This window comes from Streptococcus mitis (assembly GCF_009496155.1).
Taxonomy (GTDB): Bacteria; Bacillota; Bacilli; order Lactobacillales; family Streptococcaceae; genus Streptococcus; species Streptococcus mitis_BQ.
In genome coordinates this window covers 54,144-77,449 of sequence record NZ_WIJP01000008.1, presented here as the reverse complement: position 1 = coordinate 77,449, position 23,306 = coordinate 54,144, and the positions used below count along the sequence as shown (strand labels likewise).

General features: G+C 40.6%; 25 protein-coding genes. 22 read left to right on the top strand and 3 right to left on the bottom strand.

All coding sequences use genetic code 11. The features are described 5' to 3' along the window. Positions 1-88: 88 nt before the first annotated feature. The 21 genes from GEZ84_RS06325 (at position 89) to lacD (ending at position 20,330) form a co-directional block, all read left to right on the top strand. Positions 89-886: a formate/nitrite transporter family protein gene (locus GEZ84_RS06325; RefSeq protein WP_020900680.1), complete on the top strand. Its 798-nt coding sequence runs from the start codon at positions 89-91 to the stop codon at positions 884-886. A 147-nt stretch (positions 887-1,033) separates the two neighbouring features. After that, positions 1,034-2,314: an O-acetylhomoserine aminocarboxypropyltransferase/cysteine synthase family protein gene (locus GEZ84_RS06320; protein WP_153223910.1), complete on the top strand. Its 1,281-nt coding sequence runs from the start codon at positions 1,034-1,036 to the stop codon at positions 2,312-2,314. A 95-nt stretch (positions 2,315-2,409) separates the two neighbouring features. Continuing rightward, positions 2,410-3,684, top strand: a complete 1,275-nt coding sequence (locus tag GEZ84_RS06315) for a DUF2130 domain-containing protein (protein WP_153223909.1) — start codon at positions 2,410-2,412, stop codon at positions 3,682-3,684. 9 nt (positions 3,685-3,693) lie between these two features. Then, positions 3,694-4,572: a tRNA pseudouridine(55) synthase TruB gene (gene truB / locus GEZ84_RS06310; RefSeq protein WP_153223908.1), complete on the top strand. Its 879-nt coding sequence runs from the start codon at positions 3,694-3,696 to the stop codon at positions 4,570-4,572. Between the two features lie 112 nt (positions 4,573-4,684). Next, on the top strand, positions 4,685-5,323 hold the full coding sequence (gene udk, locus GEZ84_RS06305; RefSeq protein WP_042901050.1) for a uridine kinase: 639 nt from the start codon (positions 4,685-4,687) through the stop codon (positions 5,321-5,323). A 176-nt stretch (positions 5,324-5,499) separates the two neighbouring features. After that, positions 5,500-6,840, top strand: coding sequence for an exodeoxyribonuclease VII large subunit (xseA, locus tag GEZ84_RS06300; RefSeq protein WP_153223907.1), 1,341 nt, complete (start codon positions 5,500-5,502; stop codon positions 6,838-6,840). Further along, positions 6,818-7,030, top strand: a complete 213-nt coding sequence (locus GEZ84_RS06295) for an exodeoxyribonuclease VII small subunit (protein ID WP_033585378.1) — start codon at positions 6,818-6,820, stop codon at positions 7,028-7,030. Before xseA ends, GEZ84_RS06295 begins: the two co-directional genes overlap by 23 nt. After that, positions 7,027-7,902, top strand: coding sequence for a polyprenyl synthetase family protein (locus GEZ84_RS06290; RefSeq protein WP_153223906.1), 876 nt, complete (start codon positions 7,027-7,029; stop codon positions 7,900-7,902). Before GEZ84_RS06295 ends, GEZ84_RS06290 begins: the two co-directional genes overlap by 4 nt. Then, on the top strand, positions 7,895-8,710 hold the full coding sequence (locus GEZ84_RS06285; RefSeq protein WP_153223905.1) for a TlyA family RNA methyltransferase: 816 nt from the start codon (positions 7,895-7,897) through the stop codon (positions 8,708-8,710). Before GEZ84_RS06290 ends, GEZ84_RS06285 begins: the two co-directional genes overlap by 8 nt. Then, the gene (locus GEZ84_RS06280) at positions 8,703-9,134 is read left to right on the top strand and encodes an arginine repressor (RefSeq protein ID WP_001034396.1); all 432 of its coding nucleotides are present in this window, start codon (positions 8,703-8,705) and stop codon (positions 9,132-9,134) included. The genes GEZ84_RS06285 and GEZ84_RS06280 overlap by 8 nt, the downstream gene beginning before the upstream one ends. Before the next feature lie 6 nt (positions 9,135-9,140). Continuing rightward, a complete protein-coding gene (gene recN, locus GEZ84_RS06275; RefSeq protein ID WP_153223904.1) occupies positions 9,141-10,808 on the top strand; it encodes a DNA repair protein RecN in 1,668 nt (555 codons plus the stop codon). Between the two features lies 1 nt (position 10,809). Continuing rightward, positions 10,810-11,538: a metallophosphoesterase family protein gene (locus GEZ84_RS06270; protein WP_153223903.1), complete on the top strand. Its 729-nt coding sequence runs from the start codon at positions 10,810-10,812 to the stop codon at positions 11,536-11,538. A gap of 78 nt (positions 11,539-11,616) precedes the next feature. Next, entirely contained in the window at positions 11,617-13,440 is a 1,824-nt protein-coding gene (gene lepA, locus GEZ84_RS06265) for a translation elongation factor 4 (protein ID WP_001047210.1), read from the top strand. Positions 13,441-13,697: 257 nt separating this feature from the next. Continuing rightward, the gene (locus GEZ84_RS06260; RefSeq protein WP_194252038.1) at positions 13,698-14,174 is read left to right on the top strand and encodes a PTS sugar transporter subunit IIA; all 477 of its coding nucleotides are present in this window, start codon (positions 13,698-13,700) and stop codon (positions 14,172-14,174) included. 38 nt (positions 14,175-14,212) lie between these two features. After that, the gene (locus GEZ84_RS06255) at positions 14,213-14,518 is read left to right on the top strand and encodes a PTS sugar transporter subunit IIB (RefSeq protein WP_000590547.1); all 306 of its coding nucleotides are present in this window, start codon (positions 14,213-14,215) and stop codon (positions 14,516-14,518) included. Positions 14,519-14,570: 52 nt separating this feature from the next. Continuing rightward, positions 14,571-16,046: a PTS galactitol transporter subunit IIC gene (locus tag GEZ84_RS06250; RefSeq protein ID WP_153223901.1), complete on the top strand. Its 1,476-nt coding sequence runs from the start codon at positions 14,571-14,573 to the stop codon at positions 16,044-16,046. Between the two features lie 204 nt (positions 16,047-16,250). After that, entirely contained in the window at positions 16,251-17,147 is an 897-nt protein-coding gene (locus GEZ84_RS06245) for an aldose 1-epimerase family protein (protein WP_153223900.1), read from the top strand. A 289-nt stretch (positions 17,148-17,436) separates the two neighbouring features. Beyond that, positions 17,437-17,862, top strand: a complete 426-nt coding sequence (gene lacA, locus GEZ84_RS06240; protein ID WP_001018896.1) for a galactose-6-phosphate isomerase subunit LacA — start codon at positions 17,437-17,439, stop codon at positions 17,860-17,862. A 30-nt stretch (positions 17,863-17,892) separates the two neighbouring features. Continuing rightward, a complete protein-coding gene (gene lacB, locus GEZ84_RS06235; protein WP_001216913.1) occupies positions 17,893-18,408 on the top strand; it encodes a galactose-6-phosphate isomerase subunit LacB in 516 nt (171 codons plus the stop codon). Positions 18,409-18,418: 10 nt separating this feature from the next. After that, entirely contained in the window at positions 18,419-19,348 is a 930-nt protein-coding gene (locus GEZ84_RS06230) for a tagatose-6-phosphate kinase (protein ID WP_153223899.1), read from the top strand. A 1-nt stretch (position 19,349) separates the two neighbouring features. Next, complete coding sequence (gene lacD, locus GEZ84_RS06225) at positions 19,350-20,330, top strand: tagatose-bisphosphate aldolase (protein ID WP_153223898.1); 981 nt, start codon at positions 19,350-19,352, stop codon at positions 20,328-20,330. A 277-nt stretch (positions 20,331-20,607) separates the two neighbouring features. Here the strand turns inward: lacD and lacB (GEZ84_RS06220) are convergent, their stop codons facing one another. The 3 genes from lacB (GEZ84_RS06220) to GEZ84_RS06210 form a co-directional block, all read right to left on the bottom strand. Next, complete coding sequence (lacB, locus tag GEZ84_RS06220) at positions 20,608-21,126, bottom strand: galactose-6-phosphate isomerase subunit LacB (RefSeq protein WP_153223897.1); 519 nt, start codon at positions 21,124-21,126, stop codon at positions 20,608-20,610. An 11-nt stretch (positions 21,127-21,137) separates the two neighbouring features. Next, positions 21,138-21,566 carry a galactose-6-phosphate isomerase subunit LacA gene (gene lacA, locus GEZ84_RS06215; protein WP_153223896.1) on the bottom strand — a complete coding sequence of 143 codons (429 nt, stop codon included), beginning with the start codon at positions 21,564-21,566 and terminating at the stop codon, positions 21,138-21,140. A 152-nt stretch (positions 21,567-21,718) separates the two neighbouring features. Continuing rightward, positions 21,719-22,195 carry an RrF2 family transcriptional regulator gene (locus tag GEZ84_RS06210; protein ID WP_033683554.1) on the bottom strand — a complete coding sequence of 159 codons (477 nt, stop codon included), beginning with the start codon at positions 22,193-22,195 and terminating at the stop codon, positions 21,719-21,721. 195 nt (positions 22,196-22,390) lie between these two features. On the opposite strand from GEZ84_RS06210, the gene GEZ84_RS06205 reads away from it, so the two are divergent. Next, positions 22,391-23,305, top strand: a complete 915-nt coding sequence (locus tag GEZ84_RS06205) for a DMT family transporter (protein WP_153223895.1) — start codon at positions 22,391-22,393, stop codon at positions 23,303-23,305. Position 23,306: the final 1 nt, after the last annotated feature.

The following is a 23,306-nucleotide window of genomic DNA, read 5'->3' as shown; positions in this document are numbered from 1 at the left end:
AATTGGGGAAAAATACAGTCATGTAAGGCTTTTCTTTATATCGATTTTATGTTATAATTATCACAAATAAAAGTTTTAGGAGTTTATTATGGTTTCTTCAGAATTTATCTCAAAGATTGAATTTGCTTGTAAGAAGAAAGAAAGTCTTTATAGTCAGAGCAAATTTAAGTATGCGATTCGTTCTATGTTTGCAGGTGCTTTTTTAACCTTCAGTACAGCTGCTGGTGCAGTTGGGGCTGACTTGATTAATAAAATTGCACCAGGTAGTGGACGCTTCCTCTTCCCATTTGTCTTTGCTTGGGGATTGGCCTACATTGTTTTCTTGAATGCCGAGTTGGTAACATCAAACATGATGTTCTTGACTGCTGGTAGTTTCTTGAAAAAAATCTCTTGGAGAAAAACAGCTGAGATTTTACTTTACTGTACCTTGTTCAACCTTATCGGAGCTTTAATAGCAGGTTGGGGCTTTGCCCACTCAGCAGCTTATGCACATCTGACACACGATAGTTTCATCTCAGGGGTTGTTGAGATGAAGTTAGGCCGCTCAAATGAATTAGTCTTACTTGAGGCGATTTTGGCAAATATTTTCGTAAATATTGCGATTCTTTCATTTGTTTTGGTCAAAGATGGTGGTGCCAAACTTTGGCTTGTTTTATCAGCAATTTACATGTTTGTATTCTTAACAAATGAGCACATTGCTGCGAACTTTGCTTCTTTCGCGATTGTAAAATTCAGTGTTGCTGCTGATTCAATTGCTAACTTCGGTGTTGGAAATATGCTTCGCCACTGGGGTGTAACCTTCATTGGAAACTTTATCGGAGGAGGCCTCTTGATGGGTCTTCCATATGCCTTCCTCAATAAAAATGAAGATACTTATGTAGATTAAGAAAATGAGCACGATTGATTCGTGTTTTTTTCATTTTCAAAATAAGGTAATAGCTATTTATTATATCAAAATATAGAAAACTGATATTGGTAAACTATAACATAAGGTGTTACAATATCCTTAATCAAACTATTTGGAGGTCGTTTTATGACTCGTGATTTAAAATTTGAAACTTTGCAACTACACGCTGGTCAAGTTGTGGATCCAGCAACTAAGTCTCGTGCAGTGCCGATTTATCAGACAACATCCTTTGTTTTTGATGACACGCAGGAAGGTGCCGATTTGTTTGCCTTGAGAAAACCAGGTAATATCTATACTCGTATCACCAATCCTACAACAGCTGCCTTTGAAGAACGAATTGCAGCACTTGAAGGTGGTGTAGGAGCTCTTGCAACAGCATCAGGTATGGCAGCAGTGACTTATACGATTTTGGCACTTGCCCATGCTGGTGACCATGTTGTAGCAGCATCAACTATTTACGGTGGAACCTTCAATCTCTTGAAAGAAACCCTTCCTCGTTATGGGATCACAACAACCTTTGTGGACGTGGATAATTTGGAGGAAGTAGAAGCAGCAATCAATGATAATACCAAGCTTGTCTTGATTGAAACCTTGGGGAATCCCTTGATCAACATTCCTGACTTGGAAAAATTGGCTGAGATTGCGCATAAACACCAGATTCCACTTGTTTCGGATAATACCTTTGCCACACCTTACTTGATTAATGTCTTTTCTCACGGTGTAGATATTGCCATTCACTCTGCGACTAAGTTTATCGGTGGGCATGGTACGACTATTGGAGGAGTGATTGTCGATAGTGGTCGTTTTGACTGGGCAGCTTCAGGTAAATTCTCTCAATTTGTTGAGGAAGACCCAAGTTACCACAATTTGAGCTATACTCGGGATGTGGGTGCAGCAGCCTTTATTATCGCTGTCCGTGTTCAATTGCTTCGTGATACAGGTGCGGCCTTGTCACCATTTAATGCCTTTCTCTTGCTCCAAGGACTTGAAACCCTTTCTCTTCGTGTCGAACGTCATGTGCAAAATGCTGAGAAAATTGTTGATTTCCTTGTCAACCATCCTAAGGTAGAAAAAGTTAACTATCCAAAATTGGCTGATAGTCCTTATCATGCCTTGGCTGAGAAATACTTGCCAAAAGGTGTGGGATCAATCTTTACCTTCCATGTCAAAGGTGGGGAGGCAGAAGCTCGCAAGGTAATTGATAATTTAGAAATCTTTTCTGACCTAGCAAACGTAGCAGATGCTAAATCGCTTGTAGTTCATCCAGCTACAACCACTCACGGTCAATTGTCAGAAAAAGATCTGGAAGCAGCAGGTGTCACACCAAACCAAATCCGCTTGTCTATTGGACTTGAAAATGTAGATGATTTGATTGAAGACTTGCGCTTGGCCTTGGAAAAAATTTAAAGAAAAAGAAGATAAACAGCGGGTTTCGACTCACTGTTTTTGATTTTCCCTCAGGCATGATATAATGGTTAAAGAAGTTTAGAAAGAGGAACGATATGAACGAAATCAAATGTCCTAACTGTGGGGAAGTCTTTACAGTGAATGAAAGCCAGTATGCCGAACTTCTGTCCCAAGTGAGAACGACAGAGTTTGATAAGGAACTGCATAATCGCATGAAGCAGGAACTGGCTTTGGCTGAGCAAAAGGCTATGAATGAGCAACAGTCAAAACTAGCTCAAAAAGACCAAGAAATCGCGCAATTGCAGAGTCAAATCCAAAACTTTGATACAGAAAAAGAATTGGTTAAGAAAGAGGTAGAACAGACAAGCCATCAGGCTCTCTTGGCTAAGGACAAGGAAGTACAGGCCTTGGAAAACCAATTGGCCACCTTGCGTTTGGAACATGAAAATCAACTACAAAAGACCCTCTCTGACCTAGAAAAAGAACGAGACCAGGTTAAAAACCAGCTTCTTTTACAAGAAAAAGAAAACGAGCTTTCTCTTGCTTCTGTTAAGCAAAACTACGAAGCCCAGCTCAAGGCAGCCAGTGAACAGGTCGAGTTTTATAAGAATTTCAAAGCCCAACAATCTACAAAAGCCATTGGGGAAAGTCTGGAACACTATGCAGAGAGTGAGTTTAACAAGGTACGAAGTTTTGCCTTTCCAAATGCCTACTTTGAGAAGGATAACAAGGTCTCTGCGCGTGGTTCTAAAGGCGACTTTATTTTCCGTGAATGTGATGAAAATGGGGTCGAAATCATTTCCATTATGTTTGAGATGAAAAATGAAGCGGATGGAACAGATAAGAAGCACAAGAATGCAGATTTTTATAAGGAATTAGACAAGGATCGTCGGGAGAAGAACTGTGAGTATGCGGTTTTGGTGACCATGCTTGAGGCCGATAATGACTACTTTAACACAGGGATTGTTGACGTCAGCCACGAGTATGAAAAGATGTATGTGGTCCGTCCTCAGTTCTTTATCCAGTTGATTGGGCTCTTACGAAATGCGGCTCTTAATTCCCTTAAATACAAACAAGAGCTGGCCTTGGTTCGGGAGCAAAATATTGACATCACTCATTTTGAGGAAGACTTGGATGCCTTCAAGCTAGCTTTTGCCAAGAACTATAATTCAGCTTCTACCAACTTTGGTAAGGCAATCGATGAAATCGATAAGGCCATTAAACGCATGGAAGAAGTTAAGAAATTCCTGACAACATCGGAAAACCAACTCCGTCTAGCTAACAATAAGCTGGAAGACGTTTCAGTAAAAAAACTAACTCGGAAAAATCCAACCATGAAAGCTAAGTTTGAAGCGCTGAAGGGGGAGTAGAAAGCAAAAATGAACGGTATTATCAACTTAAAAAAAGAAGCGGGGATGACCTCGCATGATGCGGTTTTTAAACTGCGCAAGATTTTGGGAACCAAGAAAATTGGTCATGGTGGGACCTTGGATCCGAATGTAGTGGGCGTTTTGCCCATTGCGGTTGGCAAGGCGACACGCATGGTCGAGTTTATGCAGGACGAGGGCAAGGTCTATGAGGGGGAAATCACTCTTGGCTATTCCACGACGACTGAGGATGCCAGTGGGGAAGTGGTCGCAGAGACACCTGTTCTATCGCCCTTGGATGAAAAGCTTGTCGATGAAGCAATCGTTAGTTTGACTGGGCCTATTACTCAGATTCCACCTATGTACTCAGCAGTTAAGGTCAATGGTCGCAAGCTCTATGAGTATGCGCGTGCTGGTCAGGAAGTGGAGCGTCCAGAACGTCAGGTAACCATTTATCAATTTGAACGGACAAGTCCGATTTCTTATGATGGTCATCTTGCGCGCTTTACTTTTCGTGTGAAATGCAGTAAGGGAACTTACATCCGTACCTTGTCGGTTGACTTGGGAGAGAAGCTGGGTTATGCGGCTCATATGTCACATCTGACTCGAACAAGTGCAGCGGGTTTACAATTAGAAGACGCTCTTACCTTAGAAGAAATTGCTGAAAGAGTAGAGGCTGGTCAGCTGGACTTTCTCCATCCTCTAGAGATTGGAACAGGTGACCTTATCAAAGTTTTCCTAAGTCCAGAAGAGGCTACAGAAGTGCGTTTTGGTCGTTTTATCGAGCTAGAACAAACAGAACAAGAATTAGCTGCTTTTGAAGGCGATAAATTGCTAGCCATTCTAGAAAAACGGGACAATCTCTACAAGCCAAGGAAGGTTTTTAGCTAGTATAATTGAAGTGTAGGAATTGGAATTGTTTCCCCTAAACTATCCAAATCAGACTATAAATTTTGTAAAAAATGTGATAGAATAGACGACGGATAAAAAAACGGAGGATAGCATGCAAAATAGACCAATCATTATCGGAGTGACAGGTGGTTCTGGTGGAGGTAAGACCAGTGTTTCAAGAGCCATTTTATCGCATTTTCCTGATGAAAAGATTTCCATGATTGAGCATGATTCATACTACAAGGATCAGTCTCATTTGACCTTTGAAGAGCGTGTCAAAACCAACTACGACCATCCTTTTGCCTTTGATACAGACTTGATGATCGAGCAGATGAAGGAATTGTTGGCAGGGCGTCCAGTGGACATTCCGACTTATGACTATACAGAGCATACACGAAGTAGCAAGACTTATCGTCAGGAGCCTCAAGATGTCTTTATCGTTGAGGGGATTTTGGTCTTGGAGGACAAGCGTCTGCGCGATTTGATGGATATCAAGATTTTTGTGGATACGGATGATGATGTGCGCATTATTCGTCGTATCAAGCGCGATATGGAGGAGCGTGGCCGTAGTCTTGATAGCGTTATTGACCAGTATTTAGGTGTGGTCAAGCCCATGTACCATCAGTTTATCGAGCCAACCAAGCGTTATGCGGATATTGTCATTCCTGAAGGAGTCAGCAATACAGTGGCTATTGACCTGTTGACGACCAAGATTGCAAAGATTTTGGAAGAAGCTCGAAACAGCAAATAAACAGATGTGGAGGCCTTGCCTCCTTTTTCTATTTTTCCCTCATAATGGTACATAAATGAAGATTTTTAGGCATATTTCTATTTTTCCCTCATAATGGTACATAAATGAAGATTTTTAGGCATATTTTTGGTATAATAATACCCATGAAAGAGCAAGAAAATGAATAGTAGGTGGAGATGGAAAAGTATTTATCGGTAACAACTTTGACCAAATATCTGAAAATGAAATTCGATAAAGACCCGTACTTGGAACGGGTATATTTAACTGGTCAAGTTTCCAACTTTCGTAAACGACCTACTCACCAATATTTCTCCCTAAAGGATGACCACGCAGTCATTCAAGCGACCATCTGGTCTGGAATTTATCAGAAATTAGGCTTCGACCTAGAAGAAGGGATGAAAATCAATGTGATTGGGCGCGTGCAGGTCTATGAGCCAAGTGGAAGCTACTCCGTTATCATTGAAAAGGCAGAGCCTGATGGGGTTGGGGCGCTTGCGATTCAGTTTGAACAACTCAAGAAAAAATTGGCAGAAGAAGGCCTGTTTCAAGAACGCTTCAAGCAAGCTCTGCCCAAATTTTCTAAGAGAATTGGTGTGGTAACTAGCCGTAGTGGAGCTGTTATTCGAGATATTATCACGACCGTCAGCAGGCGATTTCCAGGTGTCGACATTCTCCTCTATCCGACCAAGGTTCAAGGTGAAGGGGCTGCGGAGGAAATTGCTCGAAATATTGCGCGTGCTAATCAAAGAGACGATTTGGACTTACTGATTATTGGTCGTGGTGGAGGTTCCATAGAGGATCTCTGGGCCTTTAACGAAGAAATTGTGGTACGAGCTATTTTTGAATCTCGTTTGCCAGTTATCTCTAGTGTGGGGCATGAGACAGATGTGACCTTGGCAGATTTTGTGGCGGATCGTCGAGCTGCAACACCAACGGCAGCTGCTGAACTGGCAACCCCTGTGACCAAGTTGGATCTATTAGCTCATTTGCAAAATCAGGAAAAACGGATGGCAACGGCAGTCCGAAATGTCCTATCTAAGAAACAAGAAGCTTTGAAAAAATGCAGTCAGTCTGTTATCTTTAGACAGCCAGAGCGCTTGTATGATGGCTATTTGCAACGCTTGGATCAACTGCAACTGCGATTAAAACAAAGTTTGCGAACACAGATTTCCGATAACAAACAGCTAGTCCAAGCAAGGACGCATCAATTAGTACAATTATCGCCTGTTACTAAAATCCAACGTTATCAGGATCGGCTTGCACAGTTGAATAAGCTCCTCCGTAGCCAAATGGCGCTGGTTTATGATGCCAAGGTTGCTGAGGTCAAGCGACTTTCAGAGGCCTTGCTGATGTTGGATACCAGTCGAATCGTGGCGCGTGGTTATGCTATTGTTAAAAAAGAAGAATCAGTAGTAGATTCGGTTGAGAGTTTGAAGAAAAAAGACCAAGTGACGCTTTTGATGCGAGATGGTCAAGTAGAATTAGAGGTTAAAGATGTCAAAACAAAAGAAATTTGAGGAAAATCTAGCAGAATTGGAGACCATTGTCCAAAGTTTGGAAAATGGTGAAATTGCTCTGGAAGATGCGATTGCTGCCTTTCAAAAGGGCATGTTTTTGTCAAAAGAGCTCCAAGCTACGCTGGACAAGGCTGAAAAGACCTTGGTCAAGGTCATGCAAGAAGACGGAACAGAAAGTGATTTTGAATGAAGAAGCAAGAAAAATTAGCTCTTGTCGAGTCGGCTTTGGAAGACTTTTATGGAGACCAGCAGTTTGCCTCTAGCTTGCGAGAGTCTGTTCTCTATTCCATTCATGCTGGTGGCAAGCGTATTCGACCTTTTCTCTTGTTAGAAGTTTTGGAAGCCTTGCATATTGCCATCAAACCTGCTCACGCGCAGGTGGCTGCGGCCTTGGAAATGATTCATACAGGGAGCTTGATTCATGATGATCTTCCAGCTATGGATGATGACGATTACCGTCGGGGACGCTTGACCAACCACAAGAAATTTGGAGAAGCAATGGCGATTTTGGCTGGAGATGCCTTGTTCCTAGATCCTTACGCCTTGATAGCGCAGGCAGATTTGCCAAGTCAGATCAAGGTGGACTTGATTTCCAACTTATCTCTTGCTTCAGGTAGTCTGGGCATGGTTGCAGGACAGGTTTTGGACATGGAGGGCGAACACCAGCACTTGTCCTTGGAAGAACTCCAGACTATTCATGCTAATAAAACTGGAAAATTACTATCCTATCCCTTCCAAGCGGCAGCCATCATAGCCAAATTGACACCTGAAATACAAGCAAAACTGAAAACTGTTGGTGAATTGATTGGGCTTGCTTTTCAAGTTCGAGATGATGTGCTGGATGTGACTGCTAGTTTTGAGGAAATCGGTAAGACACCACAAAAGGACCTGCAGGCAGAAAAGTCAACCTATCCAGCCTTGTTGGGCTTGGAAGAGGCTATTGTCTTTTGTAACCAAACTCTGGATCAAGCTAATGCCAAATTAGAAGAAATTGCCCAGCAGGTTCCCTTTAAAACAGAATCGATTGTAAAAGTAGTAGAAAGTTTGAGAATCAATGGCTAAGGAAAGAGTGGATGTACTAGCTTATAAACAGGGCTTGTTTGAAACGCGCGAACAGGCCAAGCGCGGTGTCATGGCTGGTCTAGTCGTAGCAGTCCTTAATGGAGAACGTTTTGATAAACCAGGAGAGAAAATTCCAGATGACACTGAGCTGAAACTCAAGGGGGAGAAACTCAAGTATGTCAGCCGTGGTGGCTTGAAACTGGAAAAGGCTTTGCAGGTCTTTGATTTGTCAGTGGATGGCGCGACCACAATTGATATTGGGGCTTCTACTGGTGGTTTTACCGATGTCATGTTGCAAAATGGTGCTGAGTTGGTCTTTGCAGTCGATGTCGGTACCAATCAATTGGCTTGGAAATTACGCCAAGACCCACGAGTTGTCAGCATGGAGCAGTTCAATTTCCGCTATGCTGAAAAGACTGATTTCGAGCAGGAACCGAGCTTTGCCAGTATTGATGTGAGTTTCATTTCCCTCAATCTGATTCTTCCAGCCTTGCACCGTGTTTTGGCTGATCAAGGTCAGGTCGTGGCTTTGGTTAAGCCCCAGTTTGAGGCAGGACGTGAGCAGATTGGGAAAAATGGAATCATTCGCGACGCCAAGGTTCACCAGAATGTCCTTGAATCTGTCACAACTATGGCAGTAGAGGAAGGTTTTTCAGTCCTTGGTTTGGACTTTTCCCCCATCCAAGGTGGACATGGAAATATTGAATTTTTAGCGTATTTAAAAAAAGAAGAGTCAGCAAGCAATCAGGTTCTTGCTGAGATTGAGGAAGTAATAGAGAGGGCGCATAGTCAATTTAAAAATGAATAAAAAAGAGAGACTTGAAAAAATTAGACGATTTGTGACAGATTATCAAATCGGCACGCAAGAAGAAATTGTAGAACACTTGAAAGAGGCAGGTATCAGTGCCACTCAGGCAACGGTATCCCGAGATATAAAAGAATTAGGTATTGTCAAAATTCCTTTGAGAGATAACACCTATGTCTATGAATTACCAAAATCAATCGTAAAAAGTTTGCAACTGGCTGAAGACAATATCGAATCGGCAGAATTGATGGACAAGATGATCAATCTCCAAGTGATTCCAGGAAATACGGCTTTTGTAAAAGCTCAGTTAACCGAGACTTTTGCGGACAAGATTTTTAGCTGTTTGGCTGATGATAGCTCGATTTTAGTCATTGCCAGAAGTGAAAGTCTAGCTGTGGAAATCTTTGAACAAGTAAAAAATTGGTAGGTCTGTATGTTACTTGAAATTTCGATAAAAAACTTTGCCATTATTGAGGCTATTTCCCTCAATTTTGAAAAGGGAATGACTGTCCTGACTGGTGAAACGGGTGCAGGGAAGTCGATTATCATTGATGCCATGAATATGATGTTGGGAGCTCGTGCGACGACAGATGTTATTCGTCATGGTGCGCCTAAGGCAGAGATTGAGGGGCTATTCTCCGTTGAAAATAGTCGCCTTTTACAGGAAATTTTTGATGAGCAAGGTTTGGAATTTGGGGATGAAATTATCATCCGTCGGGAAATTTTGCAAAATGGACGTAGTATCAGCCGTGTAAATGGTCAGATGGTCAATCTGTCTGTTTTGCGTGCTATTGGCCAACATCTTGTAGATATTCATGGTCAGCATGACCAAGAGGAGTTAATGCGTCCTCAACTGCACATCCAGATGTTGGATGAATTTGGCGATGTAGCTTTTTGGGACTTGAAAGAAACCTATCAGACGAGTTTTGATGCCTATCGAAAAATGCGCAAGCAGGTTCTGGAAGTCAAGAAAAACCAACAGGAACACAAGGCTCGTATTGAAATGTTGGAATTTCAAATGGCAGAGATTGAGGCAGCAAACTTGCAAGCAGGTGAAGACTTGGCTCTCAACCAAGAGCGAGATAAACTCCTCAACCATAAAAATATTGCGGATACCCTGACCAATGCTTACAGTATGTTGGACAATGAAGAGTTTTCAAGTCTGGCCAATGTTCGTTCAGCCATGAATAACATGGAAAGTGTCGAAGAATATGACCCTGAATACCGTGAAATTTCGAGCTCTCTGTCTGAGACCTACTATGTCTTAGAAGATATTAGCAAACGTTTGGAAGCAATCATTGAGGATTTAGATTTTGATGGTAATCGCCTCATGCAAGTCGAGAATCGTTTGAACCTCCTTCATACCATTACTCGTAAGTATGGTGGGACTGTAGATGATGTCTTGCTTTATTTTGCCAAAATTACAGATGAATACAATCTTTTGACAGGTAATAACCTTTCGTCTGAGGACATGGAAGCAGAGCTCAAGAAATTGGAAGTTAACCTTGTTGATTTGGCTGGTCAGCTTGCATCGGCTCGTCATGATTTGGCTCAGCAGCTCGAAGCTGAGATTAAACAAGAACTGCAAGACCTATATATGGAAAAAGCTCAGTTTCAGGTTCGTTTTAGTAAGAGCAAATTCAGTCGTGAGGGAAATGAAATGGTTGAGTTTTACATTTCAACCAACCCTGGCGAGGACTTTAAACCCTTGGTTAAGGTTGCGTCTGGTGGGGAATTGTCTCGCCTCATGCTAGCCATTAAGTCTGCCTTTTCTCGTAAAGAGGGCAAGACAAGTATTGTCTTTGATGAAGTGGATACGGGAGTTTCAGGCCGTGTAGCTCAGGCCATTGCACAGAAGATTCACAAGATAGGCCAGCATGGTCAGGTTCTTGCTATTTCCCATTTGCCACAAGTGATTGCGATTGCGGATTATCAATTCTTTATTGAGAAGATTAGCAATGACCATTCAACAGTTTCGACTGTTCGTCTCTTGACGGTTGAAGAGCGAGTGGAGGAAGTTGCCAAGATGTTGGCAGGTGATGATGTGACAGAAGCAGCTCTGACGCAAGCCAGAGAATTGTTGAGAAACAGGGAGAAATAAGATGACAGACTATTATGTAATTGGAGATGTTCACGGAAAAGCTGGGATGCTAGAAGACCTTCTCAAAACATGGGATGGTCAGACCCAGTTGCTCTTTCTAGGAGATTTGATTGACCGCGGTGAGGATAGTCGCCGTGTTCTTGAAATGGTTAAGGACTTGGTGGACAATCAAGGGGCTATTTGTCTATCAGGAAATCATGAGTATATGTTTCTGACTTGGCTCGATGACCCTGAAGAAAGCTATGATCACTATCGTCGTAATGGAGGAGATACAACTATTAACTCTATCCTAGGTCGTCCCTTGGATGCACCAGTTGACGGGATTGAGGATGCTAATCGTGTTGTCACTGAAGCGGCAGATTTGGTTGAATTCATTCGTCAAATGCCGTTTGTGGTAGAGACAGACAAGTATATCTTTGTTCACGCAGGTATTGATTTGACCTTGGACGACTGGCATGAAACCACAGATTATAAAAAGGTCTGGCTCAGAAAACCATTCCACGAAGCCGAAAATCATACTGGAAAAATCATTGTCTTTGGTCACACACCTGTTTATGGTTTGTTAAAGCAAGAGCGTGGTACAGCAGAGCTTTGGACTACAGAAGATGGCAAGATTGGAATGGATGGAGGAGCTGTTTATGGTGGTGTCCTTCACGGGATTGTCTTTACAGAACAAGGGATGACAGAACATCACTTTATCGAAAATGACGGCTTTGTCGCTGAAGATTAGTACTCCTAGCAGGGTATGGTCTTGTCAAAATGCCAAAAACAATTTATAATAAATAGATACCCTGAAAGGAAGAGAATCATGAACTTAGAAGAATTGAAAAAACGACAGGAGAAGATCCGTAACTTCTCTATTATCGCCCATATTGACCATGGAAAATCGACTCTAGCAGACCGCATTTTGGAAAAAACTGAGACCGTTTCAAGCCGTGAAATGCAAGCTCAACTTTTGGACAGCATGGATCTGGAGCGGGAACGTGGGATTACCATTAAACTCAATGCCATCGAACTGAATTATACTGCAAAAGATGGGGAAACTTATATTTTTCACTTGATTGACACGCCAGGACACGTTGACTTTACCTATGAAGTTTCGCGTTCACTAGCCGCCTGTGAAGGAGCTATTTTGGTGGTTGATGCTGCCCAAGGAATTGAGGCTCAAACCCTTGCCAACGTTTATTTGGCCTTGGACAATGATTTGGAAATCATGCCAGTCATTAACAAAATTGACCTGCCAGCTGCAGATCCAGAGCGCGTGCGTACAGAGATTGAGGATGTCATTGGTTTGGATGCCAGTGAAGCAGTATTGGCTTCTGCCAAGGCTGGTATCGGTATTGAAGAAATTCTCGAGCAAATCGTAGAAAAAGTGCCAGCACCAACGGGTGATGTGACGGCGCCACTTAAGGCCTTGATTTTCGACTCAGTTTATGATGCTTACCGCGGGGTTATTCTCCAAGTGCGTGTCATGGATGGGGTGGTCAAACCTGGCGATAAGATTCAGCTTATGAGCAATGGCAAGACCTTTGATGTGACAGAAGTTGGTATTTTTACACCCAAAGCAGTTGGTCGTGATTTCCTTGCGACTGGTGACGTTGGTTATATTGCGGCTTCTATCAAGACGGTTCAGGACACTCGTGTGGGTGATACCGTTACCTTGGCAACCAATCCTGCGACAGAGCCATTACATGGTTACAAGCAGATGAATCCTATGGTATTTGCGGGTCTATATCCAATAGAGTCAAACAAGTACAATGACCTCCGTGAAGCCCTTGAAAAATTGCAGCTCAACGATGCCAGCTTGCAGTTTGAACCAGAAACATCTCAGGCACTTGGATTTGGTTTCCGTTGTGGTTTCCTTGGACTTCTCCATATGGATGTTATCCAAGAGCGTTTGGAACGCGAGTTCAACATCGACCTCATCATGACAGCGCCATCCGTTATCTATAAGGTTAATTTGACCGACGGTGAGTCTATGGATGTCTCTAACCCATCTGAGTTTCCAGACCCAACTAAGATTGCGACCATTGAAGAGCCTTATGTTAAGGCGCAAATCATGGTACCGCAAGAGTTTGTTGGAGCAGTGATGGAATTGGCTCAGCGCAAGCGTGGGGACTTTGTGACTATGGATTATATCGATGATAACCGTGTCAATGTTATCTATCAAATTCCGCTTGCTGAAATCGTCTTTGACTTCTTTGACAAGCTTAAGTCTTCGACACGTGGTTATGCAAGCTTTGACTACGAATTGTCAGAGTACCGTCCATCTAAGCTGGTCAAAATGGACATCCTTCTCAATGGAGACAAGGTTGATGCCCTTAGCTTCATCGTTCATAAGGATTTTGCGTATGAACGTGGAAAACTCATCGTTGATAAGCTCAAGAAAATTATCCCTCGTCAACAATTTGAGGTGCCAATTCAAGCAGCTATTGGACACAAGATTGTGGCTCGTACTGATATCAAGGCCCTTCGTAAGAACGTACTTGCTAAATGTTATGGTGGTGACGTTTCTCGTAAACGCAAACTCCTTGAAAAACAAAAAGCTGGTAAGAAGCGCATGAAAGCCATCGGATCAGTAGAAGTACCACAAGAAGCCTTCCTCAGCGTCTTGAGTATGGATGAAGAATAAGTTATCATAATTGCTTTTCTTGTTAATAGCAAAATCATGTAAGAATCAATAGTAAAGCAGGCTTAAATGGTCTGCTTTTTTTGATTCCAAAACAAAAAATGTTGCTGTGTTTGTTTATATGTTTGTTTCAATAAGTCGAACTATAAAAACAACAAAAATATAAAAAAAGAGACAAAAAAGAACAGAAAATTATTGACAACGATTTCATATAGTGTTATACTTATAGCATAAAGTTAATGGAAAGAAGGGAAAACCTTATGGGATTAGATCATTTCTTTGACAAAAACCTTGTGTTTTGCTTAGAAGCGGATAATCAAGAACATCTTTTTGATCAGGTTGCAACTTTATTGGAAGAACGAGAAATCGTAACTCCAACCTATCGTGAAGCCTTGATCACGCGTGAAAAGTCATTTCCAACTGGCTTAGATATGGAATTTTTGGGTAAGGATTTGCCGAATGTGGCTATTCCTCATACAGATATTGTTCATAATCTTGCCGAAAAAGTTGTGGTCGTTCGATTAGAGAAACCAGTGACTTTCCATAATATGATTGCGCCAGATAAGGAAGTAGAAGTATCCTTGCTCTTCTTTATCATTAATAACTCAAGTTCAAGTCAAACCAACATTCTTGCTCAGTTGATGGATTTCTTTACAGGAAATGGCCATTTGGAAGATTTGGCTAAAATTTCTGAACCAGAAGCTATCTATGCTTATATAGCTGAAGCAACTGCATAATCTTGTCTATTAAAAATATTAAATCGGAGGAAATCCATATGATTAAAATTCTTGCTGCCTGCGGTGCAGGTGTTAACTCAAGCCACCAAATTAAAAGTGCTCTTGAAGAAGAACTTTCAAACCGTGGTTTTGATGTTCACTGTGATGCGGTAATGGTCAAAGACGTTAATGAAGACCTTATCAAAGGTTATGACATCTTCACACCAATTGCTGCTACAGATCTTGGTTTTGACCCAGGTATCCCAGTTATTGAAGCTGGACCAATCTTATTCCGTATCCCAGCGATGAGTGCTCCAGTATTTGACAATATTGAAGCAGCTATTAAAGAACACGGATTAAGCTAATAAATACTTTATTTAGTTAACATTCATATAACATAAAAAGGGAGGAACTGTTATGGATGCAATCTTTGACCTAATCGGCAAGTTTTTCAAGCCCATCTTAGATATGGGTGGACCTGTCATCATGTTAATCATTTTGACAGTATTGGCTTTACTTTTTGGAGTGAAATTCTCCAAAGCGCTTGAAGGTGGTATCAAACTTGCCATCGCTCTTACAGGTATCGGTGCCATCATCGGTATGCTAAATGGTGCTTTCTCAGCATCACTTGCAAAATTCGTTGAAAACACAGGTATCCAATTGAGTATCACTGACGTTGGTTGGGCGCCACTTGCCACAATCACTTGGGGATCTGCTTGGACACTTTACTTCTTGCTCATCATGTTGATTGTCAACGTAGTGATGCTTGCTATGAAGAAAACTGATACACTTGACGTTGATATCTTTGATATCTGGCACTTGTCTATCACAGGTCTTTTGATTAAATGGTATGCTGACAACAATGGTGTGAGCCAAGGGGTCTCACTCTTGATTGCTACAGCAGCTATCGTCCTTGTTGGTGTGTTGAAAATTATCAACTCTGACTTGATGAAACCTACATTTGATGACCTTCTTAACGCTCCAAGTTCATCACCAATGACATCAACTCACATGAACTACATGATGAACCCAGTTATCATGGTTTTGGATAAAATTTTTGAAAAATTCTTCCCAGGACTTGATAAATATGACTTTGACGCTGCTAAATTGAACAAGAAAATCGGTTTCTGGGGATCTAAATTCTTTATCGGTTTCATCCTTGGTATCGTTATCGGTATTATGGGAACTCCACATCCAATTGCAGGTGTTGAAGATGCAGATAAATGGCGTCTTGTTATCAAAGGATGGTTGTCTCTTGGTTTGACTGCTGGTGTATCTTTGGAACTCTTCTCACTTATCGGTTCATGGTTCATCGCAGCCGTAGAACCACTATCACAAGGTATTACAAACGTTGCTACTAAACGTCTTCAAGGACGTAAATTCAACATCGGTCTTGACTGGCCATTCATCGCTGGTCGTGCTGAAATCTGGGCTTGTGCAAACGTACTTGCACCAATCATGTTGATTGAAGCAGTACTTCTTTCAAAAGTCGGAAATGGTATCTTGCCACTTGCAGGTATCATCGCTATGGGTGTTACTCCAGCTCTCTTGGTTGTAACACGTGGTAAATTGCTCCGTATGATTATCTTCGGAACACTCTTGTTGCCACTCTTCCTTCTTTCAGGTACACTTATTGCACCATTTGCGACAGAACTTGCTAAAGGTGTAGGTGCCTTCCCAGCAGGTGTGAGTCAAACTCAATTGATTACTCACTCAACTCTTGAAGGACCAATTGAAAAACTTCTTGGTTGGACAATTGGTAACACTACAACAGGTGATATCAAAGCAATCCTTGGTGCTGCAGTCTTCCTTGTATTCTATATCGGTATCTTTGCTTGGTACAGAAAACAAATGATCAAACGTAACGAAGAGTACGCAGCAAAAGCAAAATAATGCGCTCCTATAAAATGTAAGCTCAATGAAAATCAAAGAGCAAACTAGGAAGTTAGCTGTAGGCTGTACTAAAGTACGGCAAAGCGACGCTGACGAAGTTTGAATTTGATTTTCGCAGAGTGTAAATTGTTGAAACTAGGTTGTCATACCTTCTAGGAGTGACAGCCTAGTTTTTTATAAACTATCAAGAAATCGGAGAAAATAATGGTAATTGAATTAAAATCAGAACAATTAAGAGTTCAATTTAACAGTTTTGGTGGGGCCCTTTCTTCTATAAAAGATGCTGAGGGACTGGAGTATTTGTGGCAAGGGGATGCCACTTATTGGAGTGGACAAGCTCCTGTTCTCTTCCCCATTTGTGGTTCTTTAAGAGAGGATACAGCTCTCTATATAGATGAGAAGGGACAAGAAATCAAAGGAAATATTCCTCGTCATGGTTTGGTTCGTAAGAAAGAATTTGAATTAGTTGAACAGACAGACAAGAGTGTAACTTTTGCAATTGAGGACGATGAGAATAGCTATCAAAACTATCCTTATCATTTTCGCCTAGAGATTACTTATATCCTTACTGGCAAGACAGTACGAACTCAATACAAAATCTTTAATAAAGAAACTAGCAAGGTCATGCCTTACTTTATTGGTGGACATCCAGGATTTAATTGTCCTCTACTGGATGATGAAGTCTATGAAGATTACTATTTAGAGTTTGAGAAAGAAGAGACTTGCTCTGTTCCACGTCCTTTCCCAGAAACGGGGATGCTTGATTTTCAAGATAGAAGTCCATGGCTAGAGGGACAAAAAGAAATAGATCTTAGTTATGATCTTTTCAGCACAGATGCAGTCACCTTAGATGAATTGCAATCTAGAACAATTGCCCTTCGTTCTCGTAAACATGATAAGGGATTGAAAGTGCACTTTGCAGAGTTCTCAAATCTCATTATCTGGTCAACTTTGAATAAAGGTCCTTTCATTGCTTTTGAACCATGGTCTGGCTTGTCAACATCCCTTGAAGAAGGAGATCGTCTAGAAGATAAGAAGAATGTTCGTCTCCTAGAACCTGGTCAAGTGGATCAAATTGGTTTTGACATCGAAATTTTTTAGATTCAAAAATAAAACACAAAAACAAACATTAACTGTTGACTTTTTCAGAAAATAGGAGTATATTATGTTCGTAAGCAACAAATGATGTTTGCAACAAACAAATAATCAATTGTTATATTCTCTTTCGTAGAGAAGGATTATTTCTAGGAAACTGCTTTCCTAAACTTGAATAAGGTGTCATTCATCTCATTCAATCTAATTTGTCAACAAACTGCTAGAAAGCTTTTGTAGGTAAACTGCTAACTATAAAAGGTTTTACTAGCCTAGAAAAATAAAAAGGAGAAACAATATGGCTATTGTTATCGGTGCAGATGCTGCAGGTTTGAGATTGAAAGAAGTTGTGAAAGACTTCTTGGAAAAAGAAAACTTCCACGTTGTGGATGTTACGGCTGAAGGTCAAGACTTTGTTGATGTGACTCTTGCTGTTGCTGCAGAAGTAAACAAAGAAGAACAAAACCTTGGTATCGTGATTGATGCTTATGGAGCTGGTCCATTTATGGTCGCAACTAAGATCAAAGGAATGGTTGCTGCAGAAGTATCTGACGAACGTTCAGCTTATATGACTCGTGGCCACAACAACTCACGTATGATCACTATGGGTGCACAACTTGTTGGTGATGAATTGGCTAAAAACATCGCTAAAGGATTTGTTAACGGTAAATACGATGGTGGACGTCACCAAATTCGTGTCGATATGTTGAACAAAATGTGCTAATTAGATTACAGTAAGAAAGGTAAGTTAAAAATGAGAATTGCAATTGGATGTGACCACATCGTAACAGATGAAAAAATGGCGGTTTCAGAATTTTTGAAATCAAAAGGATATGAAGTTATTGACTTTGGTACATATGACCATACACGTACTCACTACCCAATCTTTGGTAAAAAAGTAGGGGAAGCTGTAACTAGCGGTCAAGCTGATCTTGGAGTATGTATCTGTGGTACTGGTGTTGGTATAAACAACGCTGTAAATAAAGTCCCAGGTGTTCGTTCTGCCTTGGTTCGTGATATGACAACAGCCCTTTATGCTAAAGAACAATTGAACGCTAACGTTATCGGTTTTGGTGGTAAGATTACTGGTGAATTGCTCATGTGTGACATCATCGAGGCTTTCATCCATGCTGAATACAAACCATCTGAAGAAAATAAAAAATTGATTGCGAAAATTGAACATGTTGAAAGTCACAATGCTCAACAAACAGACGCAAACTTCTTCACTGAATTCCTTGAAAAATGGGATCGCGGAGAATACCACGACTAAGAGGTGACCTATGATTTTAACAGTCACAATGAACCCATCCATTGATATTTCCTATCCCTTGGATGAGTTGAAGATTGATACTGTCAATCGTGTGGTGGATGTAACCAAAACGGCTGGTGGTAAGGGACTCAATGTTACCCGAGTACTTTCAGAATTTGGAGATCCTGTTCTTGCTACTGGTTTAGTGGGTGGCAAACTTGGTGAGTTTTTGGTTGAACATATCGATGATCAAGTAAAAAAAGATTTCTTCTCAATTCAGGGAGAAACTCGTAACTGTATCGCTATTCTCCATGGAGACAATCAAACAGAAGTTCTTGAAAAAGGACCTGAAGTTCTTGAACAAGAAGGTCAAGACTTTTTGGAACATTTCAAAAAACTCTTGGGCTCAGTTGAAGTAGTAGCTATCTCAGGTAGTTTACCAGCAGGTCTTCCAGTTGATTACTATGCGAGCTTGGTAGAACTTGCTAATCAAGCTGGCAAGCCTGTAGTCTTGGACTGCTCTGGTGCAGCACTTCAAGCGGTTCTTGAATCACCACATAAACCAACAGTCATCAAACCAAATAATGAGGAATTGTCCCAGCTTCTAGGTAGAGAAGTTTCCGAGGATTTGGATGAATTAAAAGAAGTCCTTCAAGAACCTTTGTTTGCAGGGATTGAATGGATTATCGTTTCACTTGGTGCCAACGGTGCTTTTGCCAAACATGGTGACACTTTCTACAAGGTAGATATTCCTAGAATTCAGGTGGTAAATCCTGTCGGATCTGGAGATTCTACTGTAGCAGGGATTTCTTCAGGTCTTCTTCATAAAGAATCGGATGCAGAATTACTCATCAAGGCAAATGTCCTTGGTATGCTCAATGCTCAAGAAAAAATGACTGGTCATGTCAACATGGCTAACTATCAAGCTCTATATGAACAATTAATAGTAAAAGAGGTATAAAATGGCTTTAACAGAACAAAAACGTGCACGCTTAGAAAAACTTTCTGATGAAAATGGAATCATCTCAGCTCTTGCATTTGACCAACGTGGTGCTTTGAAGCGCCTCATGGCTCAACACCAAACAGAAGAACCAACTGTAGCTCAAATGGAAGAACTTAAAGTTTTAGTAGCAGATGAATTGACTAAATACGCTTCATCAATGCTTCTTGACCCTGAGTATGGACTTCCAGCGACTAAAGCTCTTGACGAAAAAGCTGGTCTTCTTCTTGCTTATGAAAAAACAGGTTATGATACAACAAGTACAAAACGTTTGCCAGACTGCTTGGATGTTTGGTCTGCAAAACGTATTAAAGAAGAAGGTGCAGATGCAGTTAAATTCTTGCTTTACTATGACGTAGATAGCTCAGACGAACTCAACCAAGAAAAACAAGCTTACATCGAACGTATCGGTTCTGAGTGTGTGGCTGAAGATATCCCATTCTTCCTTGAAATTCTTGCTTACGATGAAAAAATTACTGACGCTGGTTCTGTAGAATACGCTAAAGTAAAACCACACAAAGTTATCGGTGCTATGAAAGTCTTCTCAGACCCACGCTTTAACATTGATGTCTTGAAAGTAGAAGTTCCTGTAAACATTAAATATGTTGAAGGCTTCGCTGAAGGTGAAGTAGTTTATACACGTGAAGAAGCAGCAGCATTCTTCAAAGCACAAGATGAAGCAACGAACTTGCCATACATCTACTTGAGTGCTGGTGTATCAGCTAAACTCTTCCAAGATACTCTGGTATTTGCTCATGAATCAGGTGCAAACTTTAACGGAGTTCTTTGTGGCCGTGCTACATGGGCTGGATCAGTTGAAGCTTACATCAAAGATGGTGAAACAGCAGCTCGCGAATGGCTTCGCACAACTGGTTTTGAAAACATTGATGAACTCAACAAGGTTCTTCAAACAACAGCGACTTCATGGAAAGAACGCGTGTAGCACTCAAATTGCGAAAAAAACTTCAGTCTAGGGATAGAAATATCTCTAGACTTTTTGATGACGTAAAAATAACCTTGAGTTAGTTATCCTCAAGGTTATACTCTTCGAAAATCTCTTCAAACCACGTTAGCGTCGCCTTATCGTAGGTATGGTTACTGACTTCGTCAGTTCTATCTATAACCTCAAAGCAGTGCTTTGAGCAGCCCGCGGCTAGCTTTCTAGTTTGCTCTTTGATTTTCATTGAGTATTAGATAAAATATAGAAGGCGGAATACAAGTTAATCGTGATATTCTCCACGATTCCACTTGGCATTCTCTTCATCGAAGATATGATCATTGGCAGCTACATCTGGACTCACTTCAGATAGTTTATCAATTTTCGAAATCAATTCCTCTTTTTCAGGACTTGGTTTGTACTTGGTATTGATAAATTCATCTACAATGTTGTTAATGAAATTGATACCTAGGATTGCACCACCGAAAGCAACAATATTAGCATTGAGATTTTCACGAGCGGAACGAGCAGTCGCAACATCTCCGACAAGTACAACTCGAGTTCCAGGCACTTTATCAGCAGATACAGCAATTCCAACACCTGTACCGCAAAGGGCGACTCCAAAGTCAGCCCGTCCATTGACGACCTCCTCTGCAATTAAGCGACCATAAATAGGATAGTGAGTACGGACGAAATCATAAGTACCAACATCAATGATTTCATGACCTTGTTCTTTTAGGTGTTTTGAAATCTTCATCTTCACATCTGTTACAATGTGATCACAACCGAGAGCAATTTTCATGGGAATACCTCCTAGCAGAGCTTGTTCAGCATATCAATGCGAACTTGGTGACGACCAGAATCATAGTTGTGCTCAAGAAAGGCTTTGACTATTTCAACTGCTAAAATAGCGCCTGTAATTCCAGAACCAATTGTAATGATTGGAGTAGAATTGTGTCGAATAGTCATCATGGCAGAGTGTTCATCGGAAACAGCGGCGCAGATAATACCTTTAAACTTATTAGCAGGCATAAAAGAATGTCCAAACTTGTCAAAAAGAATAGCACGAGCTTGCTTATATTTTCTAAACTCTGTAATAGCATTGACAGTAGAATCAACGAAATCCGCAGAACCTTGTGTAGAGTTGAGGTCAATTACTTCATAACCAGAATGAAGCAGATAGTGTTTGACGGTTTCTTTCAGTTGGAAACCATCTTGGTCAGTAGCTAAAATAACTTTCATAAGAACCTTCTTTCTTTAGCTATCCAAAAGCATGCAATGAAATATCATTGTTGACGATATAGAAGATATATTATATCTTCAAATATAGTATAGTCCTTGTAAAATTATTTGTCAAGGATTTATAAAAACTAGTTGAAGAATTTTTTCTTCAGCTAGTTTTGGCATTTATTGATCCAATTTCTGATATCGGTTAAATCATAGTTAATCTCAGATTGATGGGCTACCTGGCTGAGTGTAATAGAAGTCAGGGTTGCAACTAAAGTATTTTCAATAATATCAAGAGAGTTGGTTACGACGCATCTTTTAGCCTTTTTACTTTCCTTGTTGCCTAAGAATTTTTTTAGAAGATTTTGACTTTCAAAGATTCGATTTTTTCCTTCTATAGCTACAAATACATCGTAAAAGGTGATTTGGCTGAGGGGTTTAGAAAGAGCAACGCCTCCATTTTTCCCTCTAACGGATTTAACCAATCCTTCGTTGTCTAATAGTTTTATAATTTTTTTCAAATAAGAATCTGAAACTTCTAGCCGTTCACTCAAGGAAATTGTATTGATATATTTTCCTTCAGGGAGCTGATCTAACATGAGTAAGACATAGACTGACTGTTCCCAACCTGATGACAATCGCATGTTTGTACCTCCATATAAAAAGATAATCATTATCCACAATTACCAGTATAGTCTTTTTTTGTTTTTTTCTCAATACATAGGAGTTTAAAAAAATAATCTTGGAATTTTTTGATAAATCTCTTGACATTCATTTTTAAAAGAGTAGAATAAAAGACAAAAAATATCATCAATATCTTTTGAAAGAAGGCGAAATAAATGAAACGAGGTTCAAATTTTATTTTTTTGATTTCTATATTACTTACCACACTTTTTATGGGGTCGTCTTTTCCAACTGGTAAATATCTTATAGTAGTTGAAAAGACTCCTCCATTATTACTTGGGGGTGTTCGATTTATTATTGCTGGGTTAGTGATGTTAGTATTATCGTTTTTATTTTGCAAGGGAGGGACTATCATTCCTAAAAGTCAAGGTAGCAAGATAAAGGGGTTTATATTGGTTGTGACTATCGGGCTCTTACAGACAGCTGGAACCATGGGATTTCTTAATCTTGCCCTAGCTCATGATGTGTCGTCATCGATGTCTTCCATTATCTTATTTACGAATCCTCTTTGGTTAGCTTTCTTAGCACATTTTTTGTTAAAAGATACATTGACTATTCAGAAGATAAGTGCCTTAATATTAGGTGTGGCTGGAGTTGTTACTTGTATTGGACTAGATGTATCTGCGTTTAGTTTAGGTGCTTTGTTTGCTTTACTTGGTTCATTTTGTTGGTCAATCAATACAGTTGTCACCAAGAAAATTCCTTTTGATAACGGTCCATGGATATTTACAGCTTGGCAATTGTTATTAGGTGGGGTATTCCTTTACTTATTCTCAATACCTGTGCATGAAAGTTATAACTTTCTAAATTTAGGATTTTGGGGCTGGGTTTGGTTTATATGGTTAATTATTCCTGCGTCTGTTGGTTCGTTTGGACTGTGGTTTTATAGTCTAGGACAAAGGGGAGCAACAGTAGCTAGCAGTTTCTTGTTTTTAGTTCCAGTATTTTCAACTATCTTTTCTATTATGGGCTTACATGAGCCGTTTACATTGAATTTGGTTCTTGGGGGTTCGATGGTTGTGTTAGCATTGGTATTAGTAAACTGGAAAGTCAAGGGAGAAGAGGAGTAGT

Bases quoted from the DNA above. Each gene is read 5' to 3' on its own strand.
- GEZ84_RS06205 (WP_153223895.1), top strand. From the start codon at position 22,391: ATGAAACGAGGTTCAAATTTTATTTTTTTGATTTCTATATTACTTACC.
- GEZ84_RS06260 (WP_194252038.1), top strand. From the start codon at position 13,698: ATGGGATTAGATCATTTCTTTGACAAAAACCTTGTGTTTTGCTTAGAA.
- lacA (WP_153223896.1), bottom strand. From the start codon at position 21,566: ATGAAAGTTATTTTAGCTACTGACCAAGATGGTTTCCAACTGAAAGAA.
- GEZ84_RS06255 (WP_000590547.1), top strand. From the start codon at position 14,213: ATGATTAAAATTCTTGCTGCCTGCGGTGCAGGTGTTAACTCAAGCCAC.
- GEZ84_RS06320 (WP_153223910.1), top strand. From the start codon at position 1,034: ATGACTCGTGATTTAAAATTTGAAACTTTGCAACTACACGCTGGTCAA.
- GEZ84_RS06250 (WP_153223901.1), top strand. From the start codon at position 14,571: ATGGATGCAATCTTTGACCTAATCGGCAAGTTTTTCAAGCCCATCTTA.
- lacA (WP_001018896.1), top strand. From the start codon at position 17,437: ATGGCTATTGTTATCGGTGCAGATGCTGCAGGTTTGAGATTGAAAGAA.
- xseA (WP_153223907.1), top strand. From the start codon at position 5,500: ATGGAAAAGTATTTATCGGTAACAACTTTGACCAAATATCTGAAAATG.
- GEZ84_RS06210 (WP_033683554.1), bottom strand. From the start codon at position 22,195: ATGCGATTGTCATCAGGTTGGGAACAGTCAGTCTATGTCTTACTCATG.
- GEZ84_RS06270 (WP_153223903.1), top strand. From the start codon at position 10,810: ATGACAGACTATTATGTAATTGGAGATGTTCACGGAAAAGCTGGGATG.
- lepA (WP_001047210.1), top strand. From the start codon at position 11,617: ATGAACTTAGAAGAATTGAAAAAACGACAGGAGAAGATCCGTAACTTC.
- GEZ84_RS06280 (WP_001034396.1), top strand. From the start codon at position 8,703: ATGAATAAAAAAGAGAGACTTGAAAAAATTAGACGATTTGTGACAGAT.
- GEZ84_RS06245 (WP_153223900.1), top strand. From the start codon at position 16,251: ATGGTAATTGAATTAAAATCAGAACAATTAAGAGTTCAATTTAACAGT.
- GEZ84_RS06285 (WP_153223905.1), top strand. From the start codon at position 7,895: ATGGCTAAGGAAAGAGTGGATGTACTAGCTTATAAACAGGGCTTGTTT.
- GEZ84_RS06325 (WP_020900680.1), top strand. From the start codon at position 89: ATGGTTTCTTCAGAATTTATCTCAAAGATTGAATTTGCTTGTAAGAAG.
- GEZ84_RS06290 (WP_153223906.1), top strand. From the start codon at position 7,027: ATGAAGAAGCAAGAAAAATTAGCTCTTGTCGAGTCGGCTTTGGAAGAC.
- udk (WP_042901050.1), top strand. From the start codon at position 4,685: ATGCAAAATAGACCAATCATTATCGGAGTGACAGGTGGTTCTGGTGGA.
- lacD (WP_153223898.1), top strand. From the start codon at position 19,350: ATGGCTTTAACAGAACAAAAACGTGCACGCTTAGAAAAACTTTCTGAT.
- truB (WP_153223908.1), top strand. From the start codon at position 3,694: ATGAACGGTATTATCAACTTAAAAAAAGAAGCGGGGATGACCTCGCAT.
- GEZ84_RS06315 (WP_153223909.1), top strand. From the start codon at position 2,410: ATGAACGAAATCAAATGTCCTAACTGTGGGGAAGTCTTTACAGTGAAT.
- recN (WP_153223904.1), top strand. From the start codon at position 9,141: ATGTTACTTGAAATTTCGATAAAAAACTTTGCCATTATTGAGGCTATT.
- lacB (WP_153223897.1), bottom strand. From the start codon at position 21,126: ATGAAAATTGCTCTCGGTTGTGATCACATTGTAACAGATGTGAAGATG.
- lacB (WP_001216913.1), top strand. From the start codon at position 17,893: ATGAGAATTGCAATTGGATGTGACCACATCGTAACAGATGAAAAAATG.
- GEZ84_RS06295 (WP_033585378.1), top strand. From the start codon at position 6,818: ATGTCAAAACAAAAGAAATTTGAGGAAAATCTAGCAGAATTGGAGACC.
- GEZ84_RS06230 (WP_153223899.1), top strand. From the start codon at position 18,419: ATGATTTTAACAGTCACAATGAACCCATCCATTGATATTTCCTATCCC.